Raw genomic sequence first — 13693 nt, forward strand, 5'->3', positions numbered from 1 at the left:
CGTGGCTTTCCGTCGCTCCATCTACAAGACTCCCGCGCAGATGCGGGCGATGATCGAACCCGGGCTCATCACCGCGGCCGCGCTGGACGCGGCACGTGCGCTGATTGCGCCGGGCGTCACCACGGGTGAATTGGATGCCGCGGCATCCGGAGTCATCACCTCACGCGGAGCGAAGTCGAACTTCCAGATGGTGCGCGGCTACCGGCACACCGTGTGCGCGTCGGTCAACGAGCAGGTCGTTCACGGCATCCCGGGCGATCGCGTGCTCGCCGCTGGCGACATCGTCTCGATCGACGCGGGGGCGGAGTACAAGGGCTGGAACGGCGACTCGGCGTTCACAGTTGTGATTCCGGATGCTGCGCGCCCCGAGCTGGTCGCAGAACGTCAGCGCTTGTCTGACGTCACCCAGGGCTCGCTGTGGGCGGGGATCGCGGCGATGGCTGCGGCGTCGCACATCGGCCAGATCGGCGCGGCGATCGAGGAGTACATCGAGGCGAACGCGCACGAGCCGGGCTACGGGATCCTGCGGGATTACGTGGGGCACGGCATCGGTCGCAAGATGCACGAGTCACCGTCGGTGTTCAACTACCGCACGAGCGACCCGGGGCCCGAGGTGCGCCCCGGTCTTGTGCTCGCGATCGAGCCCATGGTCGTGATCGGCGACCAGGCGACCTTCATCGAGGACGACGACTGGACCGTGACCACGATCGATGGCACAGCCGGTTCACACTGGGAACATAGCGTCGCGCTACATGATGACGGTATCTGGGTGCTGACGGCACCCGATGGCGGAGCCGCGGGGCTCGCACCGTTCGGCATCACACCGACACCGATCGCGTAGCATCCGTCCGCCGGGTCGATCGGGCCCACACGCACGGCACACACAGCAGATTCGTCAAGGAGCAAGAGCATGGCTCAGCCACGGAAAGTCAACTGGTTCGCGATCTGGGTCAGCGTCGGCATCGTCGTCGCTCTCGGATTGCTCGCATGGCTCGTGGTGGCCATGAACGCGGCGAACCAGCCGGTGATCGACACCGAGCCCGAGGCTGCCAACATCGAGGTTTCCACCGGCGCGATCCTCGTCGGTGACGCGGATGACCGCCTCGACACGTACATCGACTTCATGTGCCCGATCTGCAACCAGTTCGAGCAGGTCTACGGCGAGTCCATTCAGGGTCTGGTCGATGACGGAACCGCGACGCTCGGCATCCACCCCATTTCGATCCTCGACCGCTATTCGCAGGGCACCGAGTACTCGACCCGCGCGGCGAACGCCATGTATTGCGTGGCCGTCGAGGATGCCGAGGCGACGGTGCCCTTCATGCAGGCCATGTTCGACAACCAGCCGGCAGAGAACTCGTCAGGGCTCACTGACGAGCAGATCCTCGAGGTTGCCTCAGGCGTCGGCGTGACGGGGATCGATGCGTGTGTCACGGACGGTACGTACTCGTCGTACGTGACGGCCATGACCGAGCAGACCCCAGTCCAGCCCGGTTCGCAGGGCATCGGCACGCCCACCATCGCGATCAACGGCGAGGCGATTGCGAACTCCGAACTGCCCGACCCCGCGGACCTCGGCACGCTCTTCGAGTAGGCCGCGCCCGGTCACGCGCTCGTTCGCGTAGAATCGTCTGCGGATTACCCGAAATCCACCTGGGGTACGCGGCACGGCCGCGCCGAAAACACGGAAGGCCGATCGTGCATTCTTTCTCTCCTTCGCGAAGCCGCTGGCAGCGTGGGCTGGCGCTCGTCGCGGCCGGCACGCTCGTGGCATCCGGTGCCGTTGTCATTCAGGCAACGACGACCACGGCTCCCGCAACGGCGGACGCGGGGGAGTGCCCTCCCGGGTACCTGCCGTTCCCCGACAACGGCAACGAGATCTTCAGCGACGACAACGTCGCGGTGTACGCCGGCGGCGACTTCGAGGCCATTGGTGGTGCAGCCGAGGTCGAGGGAGTGCTGGTCGTAGAGGGTGATGCTGATATCGACAAGTCGCCCGGCGGCGTATTCAATGTCGGCTGGGTTGGTGTCGGCTCTGGTGTGGCACCGACCCCCGGCGAGGTGATGTTCGCCGTCGGTGGTTCGTTGAGCGTCGGCAGTGCGACCACCCTCCATGTCGGAGCCAACGCAGACGACGGCGCCGGGAACACCGGTGGCGACGTGCAGGTGGGCGACCTCACCGACCCGCCGTACGCCACGAACCCCGGGACCTACGACCTGTTCGGCGGCACGCTGACCGAGAGCATGGGCGCCGACGCGACCGCCGAGTGGGCGTCGTGGGGTGACACGATCACGCAACAGTCGGCTCTGTTCGCGGGGATGGATGCCACGCCCGCCGTCGTGACACCGGGCACCCTCATCTTCGCCGGCGACGGCAGCGACCCACAGGTCTTCACGGTTGACGCGGCCGCGCTCGAAGCCAATCCCGCGATCAGTTTCACCGGGATTGCGGATGACACCCCCGTGATCATCAACATTCTTGGCGACGGCGGAGCGGACGGTGTCGTCTGGGCTCCCAACTATTTCGAAGATGACGGCGTGCGCGCCGACGCGCCAGGGACGGACCGTTTCGGCGTGGTCGCGGGCCGGACGATGTGGAACTTCGTGGATGCCACATCCGTGCAGGTCGCGGGTTCGTCGCAGGTCCTGGGATCGATCATGGTTCCCGCATCGGTGGAAGAACCCACGCTCACGATCACAGCGAGCACGAACGGTCGCATCTATACCAACGGCACCATTCTCATGAACGGGTCCGGCAACGAGATGCACAACTATCCGTGGAACTACGGGCCCTTCCAGTGCGTGCCCGTTCCCGGTGCGTTCGAGATCGTCAAGCAGGTCGAGGGTGAGGGCGCGCCCGATGTGGCGTTCACCGGCACCTGGCAGTGCGTCTCGGGCGAGACGGTCGTCGCAGAGGGCCTGTGGCAGGCCTCGGCAGGTGAGAGCAGCGGAGCGCTCGTTGCCCCTCTTGACTCGGTGTGCACGATCACCGAGGACACTCCCGACGACAGCCCGGGCGGCACGTGGGAAGACCCTGTCATCTCGCCGAATCCCGTCACCATCACCGCTGGCTCGGACCACGAGCCGATCGTGGTCACTGTCACGAACACATGGACGCCCGACGCCACCGAGGGCGCCTTCGTCGTGACGAAGGTCGTCGAGGGTGAGGGCGCGCCGGATGTGACGTTCACCGGTGACTGGTCGTGCACGCTTGATGGCGACGTCGTCGCCGACGGCACGTGGGCGGCAGCGGCGGGCGAAACCGATGGCCCGTTCGTCGCGCCGGTCGACGCCGTGTGCTCCGTCACCGAAGACACCCCCGAAAACACGCAGGACGGTTTCTGGGATGTCCCGGTCGTTTCGGGTTCGCCCGTGACGATCACGGCCGATTCGGCGCAGTCGCCCGTCGAGGTGACCGTGACGAACACGTGGACGCCCGGTCCGAATGACCTCGTGGGCGCGTTCGAGATCGTCAAGGTCGTTGAGGGCGAAGGTGCTCCGGATGCCACCTTCAGCGGTGACTGGTCGTGCACGCTCGACAGCGAGACCGTGGTCGAAGGCACTTGGACTGCCTCCGCGGGTCAGACCGCCGGCCCGTTCAGCGCGCCCGTGGGATCAACGTGCTCGGTCGAAGAAGCGACGCCCGCTGCGGCACCGGACGGCTACTGGGAGCAGCCCGTCATCGACGGCTCGCCCGTTGTCATCACTGAGGGCTCGACGCTCGAGCCGCTCACGGTCACCGTTACCAACACGTGGGTGCCCAGCACCGTCGATGTCTTCGGATCGTTCGAGATCACGAAGGTCGTGCAGGGTGCCGGCGCCCCGGATGTGACCTTCACCGGAACGTGGGACTGCGCAGTCGACGACACCACAGTCGCCCAGGGCACGTGGCGTGCGGCGGACGGCGAGACGGCCGGTCCGTTCATCGCTCCCGTGGATGCCGTGTGCACGGTCGCCGAGGATGACGTCGAAGCGACGGACGCCGGCAGCTGGGGCACTCCCGAGATCGCCGGGTCGCCCGTGACGATCACCGCGGCATCCGCTCAGGCACCGATCGAAGTGGTCGTCACCAACACCTACCTGCCCGTTCTCCCCGTCACCGGTGCGGACGTGTCGTGGTGGGGAGTGGGGATCGGCGGCGCGCTGGTCGTTGCCGGCATCGGTGCGCTCACCTTCGCCGGAGTGCGTCGCCGCGCATAGTGGGCATTCTCACGGCAACGGCAAGTTGCCGAGTGCGTACATATCACCTATGCTTGATCTTTGGTGCGTTGCGCCTTCATTGGCGTGTCGAGGCACCGAAACCCCACTCAACCGCAGACCGACCGGTCTGCTGAAGCGATAGCGAGTATATGGCGAAGAAAGACGGCGTCATCGAAATCGAAGGCGTGATCTCTGAAGCTCTGCCCAACGCGATGTTCCGCGTTGAGCTCAGCAACGGACACAAGGTCCTCGCGACGATCTCCGGCAAGATGCGGCAGAACTACATCCGCATCATCCCCGAAGACCGCGTGGTCGTAGAGCTCAGCCCCTACGACCTCACTCGTGGGCGCATCGTCTACCGCTACCGCTAGACCGGTCGAGAAGTAACGGCTGCGCGCCGAAGGGATTCAGCGCGCAGTACGAAGACAGCGAAAAGGAAGATCCATGAAGGTCAACCCCTCGGTCAAGCCCATCTGTGACCACTGCAAGGTCATCCGCCGCCACGGCCGCGTGATGGTCATCTGCAAGTCGAACCCGCGCCACAAGCAGCGCCAGGGCTGAGACTCACACAGGCTTCACAACTCAACATCACACTGGCAGGATCAGAACCCGTTCGCGGGGGACACCTCGGGTCGGAGGCCCGGGCACCGATTCTGCTCCACACCTCCACCAACTCCTAGGAGACTCGCATGGCACGTCTTGCCGGCGTTGACATCCCGCGCGACAAGCGCGTGGTGATCGCCCTTACCTACATCTACGGTGTCGGTCGCACCCGCTCGAACGAAATCCTCGCGGCGACCGGAATCGACGAGAACATCCGCGTCAAGGACCTCAGCGACGACCAGCTCGTTGCTCTCCGTGACCACATCGAAGGCACGTACAAGGTGGAGGGTGACCTGCGCCGCGAGGTTGCCGCAGACATCCGCCGCAAGGTCGAGATCGGCTCGTACGAGGGCCTCCGCCACCGTCGCGGCCTCCCCGTGCGCGGTCAGCGCACCAAGACGAACGCGCGTACCCGCAAGGGTCCGAAGCGCACCGTCGCCGGCAAGAAGAAGGCGCGCTAGGCCTTCGCCCGCGCTACGGATTTAGGAGACTACGAACATGGCACAGGCCAAGACCGCTGCGCGCAAGCCGCGTCGCAAGGAAAAGAAGAACATCGCGCTGGGCCAGGCCCACATCAAGTCGACGTTCAACAACACGATCGTTTCGATCACCGACCCCTCGGGCGCCGTCATCAGCTGGGCATCGTCCGGTGGTGTGGGCTTCAAGGGTTCGCGCAAGTCGACCCCGTACGCCGCTGGTATGGCCGCCGAGTCGGCTGCCCGCCAGGCGCAGGAGCACGGTGTGAAGAAGGTCGACGTCTTCGTCAAGGGACCCGGCTCGGGCCGCGAGACCGCGATCCGCTCGCTTCAGGCCGCAGGCCTCGAGGTCGGCTCGATCAGCGACGTTACGCCCCAGGCTCACAACGGCTGCCGTCCCCCGAAGCGTCGCCGCGTCTGATTTCCTGAAGCCGGACCCGCGCCCCGATCATCTCGGGGCACGGGTCCGGCTACAGCAGGTTTACGGATGCCACATCGTGGCATCCCTCGAAAAAAACTCAACACCTCACCCACCGCACGTGTCATATAGCGGGCACGTGATCGAAAGGAACACATAGTGCTCATTGCACAGCGTCCCACTCTTACCGAGGAGAAGATCGGGGAGTTCCGCAGCCGCTTCGTCATCGAGCCGCTGGAGCCCGGCTTCGGCTACACGATCGGCAACGCGCTGCGTCGCAGCCTCCTGTCATCGATCCCCGGTGCGGCCGTCACGTCGATCCGCATCGACGGCGTCCTTCACGAGTTCAGCACCATTCCGGGTGTGAAGGAGGATGTCACCGAGATCATCCTCAACATCAAGCAGCTCGTTGTCTCGAGCGAGCGCGATGAGCCCATCACCGCGTACCTGCGCAAGACCGGTGCCGGCGAAGTAACCGCCGCTGACATCTCGGCTCCGGCCGGTGTCGAGGTGCACAACCCCGAGCTGGTCATCGCCACGCTCAACGACAACGCCAAGTTCGAGCTCGAGCTCACCATCGAGCGCGGTCGTGGCTACGTGTCGGCGACGCAGAACCGCAACGAGTACGCCGAGGCCGGTCAGATTCCGATCGACTCGATCTACTCGCCCGTCCTCAAGGTCACCTACCGCGTCGAGGCGACGCGTGCCGGTGAGCGCACCGACTTCGACAAGCTCGTCCTCGACGTCGAGACCAAGGCATCGATCGCCCCGCGCGACGCTGTTGCTTCGGCCGGTCGTACGCTGACCGAGCTGTTCGGCCTCGCTCGCGAGCTGAACGTCGAGGCCGAGGGTATCGAGATCGGCCCCGCGCCGGTTGAGACCGTTCTGTCGAACGAGCTGTCGATGCCGATCGAGGACCTCGACCTGTCGGTTCGCTCGTACAACTGCCTCAAGCGCGAAGGCATCAACACGGTGTCCGAGCTCGTCGCCCTGTCGGAGACGCAGCTCATGAACATCCGCAACTTCGGTCAGAAGTCGGTGGACGAGGTGCGCGACAAGCTCATCTCGCTCGGCCTGTCGCTGAAGGACTCGGTTCCCGGGTTCGACGGCGCACACTTCTACGGCGGATACGACGACGAGACCGTCTGAGCGCCTCACCACACTTTCACACTGGAGTAATTGACAATGCCTAAGCCCACCAAGGGTCCCCGCCTCGGAGGCGGCCCCGCACACGAGCGCCTGCTGCTTGCGAACCTCGCCGCGGCTCTCTTCACCCACAAGTCGATCAAGACGACCGAGACCAAGGCCAAGCGCCTGCGTCCGCTCGCAGAGCGACTGATCACGTTCGCCAAGCGTGGCGACCTGCACGCACGCCGTCGCGTGCTGTCGGTCATCGGCGACAAGACCGTCGTGCACGAGCTCTTCACCGAGATCGCGCCGCTGGTCGCCGAGCGTGAGGGTGGCTACACCCGCATCACGAAGGTCGGCAACCGCAAGGGTGACAACGCCCCCATGGCTGTCATCGAGCTCGTTCTCGAGCCCGTGACCCCGAAGAAGAAGTCGGCCAAGAAGGCCGCTGCTGCCGCTCCCGCCGCCGAGGAAGCTCCCGCTGAGGAAGCCCCCGTCGAGGAGACCGCTGCTGACGAGGCCGCCGACGCCGGCGCCGAGTCGCAGGAGGAAGGCGCAGCCGCCGAGGCCGCAGCCGAAGAGGCTGCTGAGGCTCCTGCAGAGGAGAAGGCCGAGTAATACTCGGTACCTTGCACCCGAGGCCCGTGCACCCCGAGAGGGGTGTGCGGGCCTCTTGCGTTCCCCTACGCTGAAGGCTGTGACGAACCTCCCCTCGAATGAGCGCGTGACCTTGAGCGAGCGCGTGCGCGCGGCACTGGGCGAGCTGCGCCCGCTGCAGCATCCTGAGCACTCCGATGTCGCGCAGTGGCGAGCTCCCACGCCCGCCGACATCGACGCGATGCTCGAGGTGCAGGTGGCGGCAGACCGTGTCGACCACCCCTCGTGGACGACGCCGCGCGAAGACATCGCCGACACGTTCGAGCTTGCCGAGTTCGATCACGCGCATAACTCGCTGATCGGGTTCAGTTCTGAGGGTGCTCCGATCGTCGTGGTGTCGGCGATGCGGCATCCGGACACCTCTGAAAAGGTCAAGGTGTACCTGAACGGCGCGGTGCATCCGGCATGGCGTCGCCGGGGGATCGGCGCGGCCGCTGCGCGCTGGCAGCATGCGCGAGGACTCGAACTGCTGACAGCGGATGCCGAAACAGCCCTCCCGGGTGAACTCGACATGTACGCGGCCGAGCACGACCTCGGCAACGTCGCGATCGCCGAGGGCCTGGGTCTACGCACCGCTCGCTGGTTTTCGAGCATGGTGCGCGACATGGACATCGAGATTCCCGAGCTCGAGGTTCGCGACGGCATCCGCTTCGTCCAGTACAGCGCGGATCGCGCCGAAGACGCACGGCTGGCGCGCAACGACGCCTTCCGGGATCACTGGGGGAGCCTGCCCTCACAGCCCGAGCGGTGGGCGCAGTTCGTGGGCGGTGCGTTCCTGCGGCCAGACCTGTCGACGCTCGCCCTCGCCGACGACGGCCGCATCGTGGCGTTCTGCCTGGCGTCGGTCAACGAAGACGACTGGGAGACCCTCGGCGCGAGTAACTCGTACATCGACCTGATCGGCGTCGTGCGTGATCATCGCGGCAAGGGCCTCGCGCCCCGCGTGATCGCCCAGACGCTGAAGGCCATCAAGGCGGCGGGGCTAGAGAAGGCCGTGCTCGACGTCGATACCGACAGTCCGACCGGCGCGAACACGCTGTATGAGCGGCTCGGGTTCGTCGCCACCGAGCGCGAGCAGGCGCTTATTCGCGAGTTCTGATCGGGCACCGTAGCCTGGAGGAATGGCTCCTCAGCTTCCTGACCGTGTCCATGCTCCTGCCGACATCGCGCCGGCGAACCATCCTGACGTTGCGGTGTGGCGTCGTGCGTCGAAGAGCGATCTCGACGCGATTCACGCCGTCGTCGCGGCATCCGATCTCGTCGATCATCCTTCGTGGGTGACCACGAAAGGCGCGATCGCCGACCTGTTCGACATGCCGCACGTGAGCGCGGATGACGCCCTCGTGGCCGAGAACGCGGAGGGCGAGATCATCGCCGCAGGCGCGGTGGTGCGCGAGCAGGATGTCACCGTGCAGGTGCGCGTCTCGCTACGCGGAGCGGTCACGCCCGAATATCGGCGCCGCGGCATCGGGACGATCCTGGGCGACTGGCAGTACGCGCGGGCGCTGCAGGTGCTCGCCGAGACCGACGTCGCCGTCGAAGGCGTCATCGAGCAGTACGTGCACGAGAGCAACCCGGGGGCGGCGAAGATCGCAGGCGCCCACGGCATGGTGGGCGATCGCTGGTTCGTGGTGATGGAGCGCGACCTGCGCGAACCGATCCCGGTGCTCGATGTCGATGAACACGTGAGCATGCAGCAGCTCACCCCCGAACGCGATGACGAAGCCCGCCTCGCACGCAACGACGCCTTCCGCGACCACTGGGGCAGCGTGCCGTACAGTCGCGAGACGTGGGGCAAGCTGACCGGTGGAGACCACTTCCGCCACGACCTATCGACCGTCGCTGACGTAGACGGACGCGTCGCGGCCTTCTGCCTCGTGAGCGTGAACGAAGCGAACTGGGAGCACCGCGGCGCACGCTACGGCTACATTGAGTACGTCGGAGTCGTGCGCGATCACCGCGGCGAAGGCTTGGCTCCGCGCGTGCTCACCCACACCCTGCACTCGATGTTCGACGCGGGGCTCGAGAAGGCGCAACTCGACGTCGACACCGCGAGCCCGACCGGCGCGAACACGCTGTACGCGAGCCTCGGGTTCGCCGAACGCGAGCGCGAGCAGGTCTTCACGCGACGATTCTGAGCGGGGCTGAACGCGCTGAGCGCACGCGGCCACCAGCAGGTGCTCGGTAGGCTGGCCTGGTGCGCATTCGGCTCGACATCGCCTACGACGGCACCCACTTTCGAGGCTGGGCGCGCCAGCCCGGCCTGCGCACCGTGCAGGGCACGCTCGAAGATGCGCTCGCCCGGATCCTGGGTGGCGAGGTACGACTCGTGGTCGCAGGGCGGACGGATGCCGGGGTGCACGCCTCGGGTCAGGTTGCCCACCTCGACCTAGACGAAGAGCAGACGCGTCGCGCGCTGACGGTGCGGGGCGGCGCAAATCCTGACCAGGCGATCCACGCCCTCGCCTTTCGCGTGTCGGGTGCGGTGGGTGCGTACTCCGACGTCACGGTGCGCCGCACGATCGTCGCCCCCGAGGGCTTCGACGCGCGTTTCTCGGCGGTGTGGCGCCGCTACGAGTACCGCATCGCCGATCGCGTCACCGGTTATGACCCCCTCGAGCGGCTACGCACGACGACCGTCCGCGCAGAGCTCGACGAGAAGGCGATGGATGCCGCAGCCCAGAGCCTCATCGGGCTCCACGACTTCGCGGCGTACTGCAAGCCGCGCGAAGCGGCCACGACGATCCGCACGTTGCTCGCCTTTGACTGGCGGCGCGACGAGCGCGGCATCCTGATCGCACACGTGAAGGCGGACGCATTCTGTCACTCGATGGTTCGCGCGCTCGTCGGTGCGTGCGCGGCAGTGGGGGAGGGGCGTCTCGACGTCACGGACGTGGCGAAGATCCGCGATGCGTTGCAGCGCGTGCCCGAGGTGAAGGTCCTTGCCGCGCGCGGTCTGATGCTCACCGAGGTGGGCTACCCCGACGACGACCTGCTCGCGACGCGGGCCGAACAGACTCGGGCGCGCCGCGATCGCGACTAGTTCGCTCTGAGTGTCCACAGAGGTTGCGGCAACGTCATCCGCTCGTCACGCGGCGGGCGTATGGTGGGGTCACCATGAAGGTCATCTCGTACAACCTGCGCAAGCATCGGGCCGCGGGCGAACTCGCCCGGCTCGTCGAGCATCACGAAGCAGACGTGCTGTGCCTGCAAGAGGCCGACACGACCGACATCCCCGACGAGATCCATGGGCTGCGTCTGGCCGATTCGACCCAGCGCAACCGCCTCGGGCTTGCCGTCTACTACCGCGAGAGCACATTCCGTGCGGTTGACGTCCGCGCGCTCGCGCTGAAGAAGTCGTTGCACGACCGCGTACTCAAACCCGCCGAGGAGCGCCTGCTCGGCGTGCGGCTGTATGACATCGACCACGGGCACGAAGTGATTGTCGCCTCGTTCCACGCTGCGCCCCTCACGGCGCTCAATTCACTGCGCCGCCATCAGATCAGCACCGCGCTCACCGAACTGCAGATGCTCGGCGAGGGTCTTCCCGCCCTCATGGTCGGCGACTACAACTACCCCGTCTTCAAGGAGCACCTCGGGCAGAAGGTGCGCGAACAGGGGTACGAACTCAACCTCAGCGACTCACGCACGTACACGCGGTACAAGTTCTTCCGCGGGCACTACGACTTCGCCACGTCGGTGGGGTTCGACATCGATCGCGTCCGCACGTTGCCGCAAGGACTGAGCGATCACCTGCCCATCCTCGTGACGGCACGCGTCCACGACGCATCAGCGTCGAAGAAGGTGGATGCCGCGGCCGAGCCAGCCGTGAGCAACTAGCGCGCGAGCGGCGGGCGTCAGTCGCGCGCGCGACGACGAGCGACCGCGGTGATCGCCAGCGCGCCGCCGGCGAGCAGCAGGGCGCCACCGCCGATCCACAGGCCCATCATGGTGCCGCTGTCGAGACCGGTGACCGGCAAGCCCGACGAGTCGGTGGTGACCGTCACCGTCGCGGTGCCGCCCGCAGAGGTCGGCGAGACGGCGGCAATGTTGTAGGTGCCTGACGCGTCGGTCGGGAACGTGATGGGGAGCGCGGCGAGCGAGCCGTCGGCTTCGGAAGGCGCCGTGTCGCTCACGGTCGAGATGGCGGTGCGCACCATGCCGATGGTGGCCGATCCGCCGTTCTCACCGGTGACGGTGATGGTCACCTCTTCGTCGCCCGAAAAAGTGCCTTCGGCGCACTCGAACTGCACCGTTCCGCCCGCGCTGGTCGTGGTGGGCGTTGCCGTGCACGAGCCCGCAGGCGGGTAAATTGTCGATGCCTGAGCGACGGCGGGCCCCGCGAGGGTGAACGCGCCAGCGAGGGCCGCACCAGCAGCGGCTCGGGCAAGGCGGGTGCGCGCGAGAGTAGTCATATCAGGGAATACTCTACCCGCACAAATCGCTGACAGCGACTGGTTCTTCAATTGTCGGAGTCTGACGCACCGACAGTTCCGCCCCCGTGGGCATCGTGCTGCGCGCGGTGACGGTCGCTGTCACCTGCTCGCCTGAGGCGAGGTCCGACGCAAACGACAGCACGCGGCGCCCGTCGTGCATTGCACCGCCGAAGCCCGAATCGTCGCTCATCGTGGCATCCATCAACTCGAAACCTGCGGGCAGGTAGAGGTAACCGATCGTGCGGGCGATCCCGGGGTCGACGCCGAAGCTGCCGCCGCCGGTGATGTAGTTCGGCAGCGCAGCCGCGTCCGACGGAGCGCTGTTCGTAACGGTCAGCGTGAGCGTGGCCGTGCCTTGCGCGGTGCCGGAGGCATCCACGGAGCACGAATCCCACTGAGCGTCGACGTCGGTGTCGAGGTAGTAGTCCATCTTCGAACCGGTGCCGTCATTGACGTACGCGCCGAAGGTCGACACGTTCTCGTCGGTGATCGGTAGGCCGCCGGCCAGGGTCGTCTCGGCGATGAGCTGCTGTTCGGATTGGATCGCGCTCCACAGCAGCAGACGGTCCTCGTCGCCCGCGCGCGCGAGCGAAGCGACCAGCTTCGCCGGGTCAGTGCCGCTGGAGAGCTTTTCAAACACGGCAGCCGCCGCAGCCGCGAAGAACGCGTCCTGGTCGGCAGGGCGCTCGTAGCGCACGTACACCTCGTTGAGCAGCAGGTCGACGGCGTTCTCGCTCGTGAGGACATCGCCCGTCGGCAACTCGACGGGGCCGGTCGCCTCGAGCAGGTACGACAGCGCCACGGGGTCGAGCGAGATGACTCCGTCGACCTGTTCACCGTCGTGCTCGAGCGCCCACATTTCGCGCGCGAGAGCGGCAGACACGGCGAAGTCGGGCACCTGGGTGACGTTCTGAATCCACTTGCCGGGACGCTCGCCGTAGATCGTGGTGATCTCGTCGCCGAGCGGCAGCACCGAGTTCTCGTACTTCGGGTAGTCGCTGGAGGATTCCTGCGCGGCGAGCGACATCGCGCCATCGTCGGTGTGGATCAGCGCCATAGCGCCCGGGATCCCGCCGAGCGAACGCCACTCGGCGTTGTTCTGGAACAGCACGAGGTAGTCGCGCGGCTCTTCGCCGCCCAGCATCGAGGGCAGCAGGACGGTCGCGTGGGCCAGGGCACTGGTCGCGTCGGCCGCGGTCACGAGCACGTCGTCGACCTGATCGACGGCTTCGCGAACGGGCGCGAGCAGCGGGGCGGGGTCGATGTTCGAGACGGATGCCGCGGCCGCTGCCACTCCGGCAGACCCGAGGGTTGCGGGGTTCTGCAGTTCTTCGAATGAGGTGAGGTCGATCTGCCCGTCGTCAGCGCGCAGCCCATCGAGAGAGAACGTGCTGGCGACTTCGGCGAGCGGGGTGAGCGATGTCGAGACGACCTGGTCGGCTGCCGCTGCCACGGTGGACACGGCCTCGAGCTGCGGGCCGATCCACGGGAGCCTTTCGGCGAAGCTCCAAATCGGGTCACTCGTGAGTGCGCGTGCGGCGGACGTGTCGCTGCTGATCGAATCGATCGATGCCGCGGCCGCCGTCGGGTCCGACAGGTTCTCGCTCACCGCGCCGGCAGCGTTCTGCACGTCGCGGAGGTGACCGTAGGCCATGACGCCGCGAACGCCGACCCACGCGGTCATCACGACGCCGAGGATCAGAATGCCGGCGAGCACCCAGGCGAAGATGCGCCCCGCGGTGCGCGCGGCGGGCGGAAGGGCGGATTCGGTCACC

Annotated in this window: 15 protein-coding genes; 13 read left to right on the forward strand and 2 right to left on the reverse strand. The window is 66.6% G+C overall.

What is annotated here, in order from left to right; all coding sequences use genetic code 11:
* The first annotated feature begins 1 nt into the window (after nucleotide 1).
* The 13 genes from map (at nucleotide 2) to ON062_RS01565 (ending at nucleotide 11322) form a co-directional block, all read left to right on the forward strand.
* Nucleotides 2-841 carry a type I methionyl aminopeptidase gene (gene map, locus ON062_RS01505; RefSeq protein ID WP_274645356.1) on the forward strand — a complete coding sequence of 280 codons (840 nt, stop codon included), beginning with the start codon at nucleotides 2-4 and terminating at the stop codon, nucleotides 839-841.
* A 69-nt stretch (nucleotides 842-910) separates the two neighbouring features.
* Nucleotides 911-1594 carry a thioredoxin domain-containing protein gene (locus ON062_RS01510; protein ID WP_274645357.1) on the forward strand — a complete coding sequence of 228 codons (684 nt, stop codon included), beginning with the start codon at nucleotides 911-913 and terminating at the stop codon, nucleotides 1592-1594.
* Nucleotides 1595-1698: 104 nt separating this feature from the next.
* Nucleotides 1699-4200 (forward strand): DUF5979 domain-containing protein, encoded by a 2502-nt coding sequence (locus tag ON062_RS01515; protein WP_274645358.1) that lies wholly within the window; start codon nucleotides 1699-1701, stop codon nucleotides 4198-4200.
* A 149-nt stretch (nucleotides 4201-4349) separates the two neighbouring features.
* Nucleotides 4350-4571, forward strand: coding sequence for a translation initiation factor IF-1 (gene infA / locus ON062_RS01520; RefSeq protein ID WP_017201569.1), 222 nt, complete (start codon nucleotides 4350-4352; stop codon nucleotides 4569-4571).
* Nucleotides 4572-4644: 73 nt separating this feature from the next.
* Nucleotides 4645-4761 (forward strand): 50S ribosomal protein L36, encoded by a 117-nt coding sequence (gene rpmJ, locus ON062_RS01525; RefSeq protein ID WP_005050492.1) that lies wholly within the window; start codon nucleotides 4645-4647, stop codon nucleotides 4759-4761.
* A gap of 128 nt (nucleotides 4762-4889) precedes the next feature.
* Nucleotides 4890-5264, forward strand: coding sequence for a 30S ribosomal protein S13 (gene rpsM, locus ON062_RS01530; RefSeq protein ID WP_274645359.1), 375 nt, complete (start codon nucleotides 4890-4892; stop codon nucleotides 5262-5264).
* A 37-nt stretch (nucleotides 5265-5301) separates the two neighbouring features.
* The gene (gene rpsK / locus ON062_RS01535) at nucleotides 5302-5700 is read left to right on the forward strand and encodes a 30S ribosomal protein S11 (RefSeq protein ID WP_274645360.1); all 399 of its coding nucleotides are present in this window, start codon (nucleotides 5302-5304) and stop codon (nucleotides 5698-5700) included.
* Between the two features lie 156 nt (nucleotides 5701-5856).
* Nucleotides 5857-6846: a DNA-directed RNA polymerase subunit alpha gene (locus tag ON062_RS01540; protein WP_274645361.1), complete on the forward strand. Its 990-nt coding sequence runs from the start codon at nucleotides 5857-5859 to the stop codon at nucleotides 6844-6846.
* 36 nt (nucleotides 6847-6882) lie between these two features.
* The gene (gene rplQ, locus ON062_RS01545) at nucleotides 6883-7443 is read left to right on the forward strand and encodes a 50S ribosomal protein L17 (RefSeq protein ID WP_274645362.1); all 561 of its coding nucleotides are present in this window, start codon (nucleotides 6883-6885) and stop codon (nucleotides 7441-7443) included.
* Between the two features lie 79 nt (nucleotides 7444-7522).
* On the forward strand, nucleotides 7523-8581 hold the full coding sequence (locus tag ON062_RS01550) for a GNAT family N-acetyltransferase (protein WP_274645363.1): 1059 nt from the start codon (nucleotides 7523-7525) through the stop codon (nucleotides 8579-8581).
* Nucleotides 8582-8603: 22 nt separating this feature from the next.
* The gene (locus tag ON062_RS01555) at nucleotides 8604-9620 is read left to right on the forward strand and encodes a GNAT family N-acetyltransferase (RefSeq protein WP_274645364.1); all 1017 of its coding nucleotides are present in this window, start codon (nucleotides 8604-8606) and stop codon (nucleotides 9618-9620) included.
* A 59-nt stretch (nucleotides 9621-9679) separates the two neighbouring features.
* Entirely contained in the window at nucleotides 9680-10525 is an 846-nt protein-coding gene (gene truA, locus ON062_RS01560; protein ID WP_274645365.1) for a tRNA pseudouridine(38-40) synthase TruA, read from the forward strand.
* A 74-nt stretch (nucleotides 10526-10599) separates the two neighbouring features.
* The gene (locus ON062_RS01565; protein ID WP_274645366.1) at nucleotides 10600-11322 is read left to right on the forward strand and encodes an endonuclease/exonuclease/phosphatase family protein; all 723 of its coding nucleotides are present in this window, start codon (nucleotides 10600-10602) and stop codon (nucleotides 11320-11322) included.
* A gap of 17 nt (nucleotides 11323-11339) precedes the next feature.
* On the opposite strand, the gene ON062_RS01570 is transcribed toward ON062_RS01565, so the two are convergent.
* Both ON062_RS01570 and ON062_RS01575 read right to left on the reverse strand, forming a co-directional pair.
* Nucleotides 11340-11897 (reverse strand): cell wall protein, encoded by a 558-nt coding sequence (locus ON062_RS01570; RefSeq protein WP_274645367.1) that lies wholly within the window; start codon nucleotides 11895-11897, stop codon nucleotides 11340-11342.
* Between the two features lie 13 nt (nucleotides 11898-11910).
* On the reverse strand, nucleotides 11911-13692 hold the full coding sequence (locus tag ON062_RS01575; RefSeq protein ID WP_274645368.1) for a DUF4012 domain-containing protein: 1782 nt from the start codon (nucleotides 13690-13692) through the stop codon (nucleotides 11911-11913).
* Between the last annotated feature and the right edge of the window lies 1 nt (nucleotide 13693).

Origin of the sequence: Microbacterium sp. C7(2022) (genome assembly GCF_028823665.1) — a bacterium.
Classification (GTDB): domain Bacteria; phylum Actinomycetota; class Actinomycetes; order Actinomycetales; family Microbacteriaceae; genus Microbacterium.

Bases quoted from the DNA above. Each gene is read 5' to 3' on its own strand.
- rpmJ (WP_005050492.1), top strand. From the start codon at position 4,645: ATGAAGGTCAACCCCTCGGTCAAGCCCATCTGTGACCACTGCAAGGTC.
- rpsM (WP_274645359.1), top strand. From the start codon at position 4,890: ATGGCACGTCTTGCCGGCGTTGACATCCCGCGCGACAAGCGCGTGGTG.
- ON062_RS01555 (WP_274645364.1), top strand. From the start codon at position 8,604: ATGGCTCCTCAGCTTCCTGACCGTGTCCATGCTCCTGCCGACATCGCG.
- rplQ (WP_274645362.1), top strand. From the start codon at position 6,883: ATGCCTAAGCCCACCAAGGGTCCCCGCCTCGGAGGCGGCCCCGCACAC.
- ON062_RS01570 (WP_274645367.1), bottom strand. From the start codon at position 11,897: ATGACTACTCTCGCGCGCACCCGCCTTGCCCGAGCCGCTGCTGGTGCG.
- infA (WP_017201569.1), top strand. From the start codon at position 4,350: ATGGCGAAGAAAGACGGCGTCATCGAAATCGAAGGCGTGATCTCTGAA.
- rpsK (WP_274645360.1), top strand. From the start codon at position 5,302: ATGGCACAGGCCAAGACCGCTGCGCGCAAGCCGCGTCGCAAGGAAAAG.
- ON062_RS01510 (WP_274645357.1), top strand. From the start codon at position 911: ATGGCTCAGCCACGGAAAGTCAACTGGTTCGCGATCTGGGTCAGCGTC.
- ON062_RS01565 (WP_274645366.1), top strand. From the start codon at position 10,600: ATGAAGGTCATCTCGTACAACCTGCGCAAGCATCGGGCCGCGGGCGAA.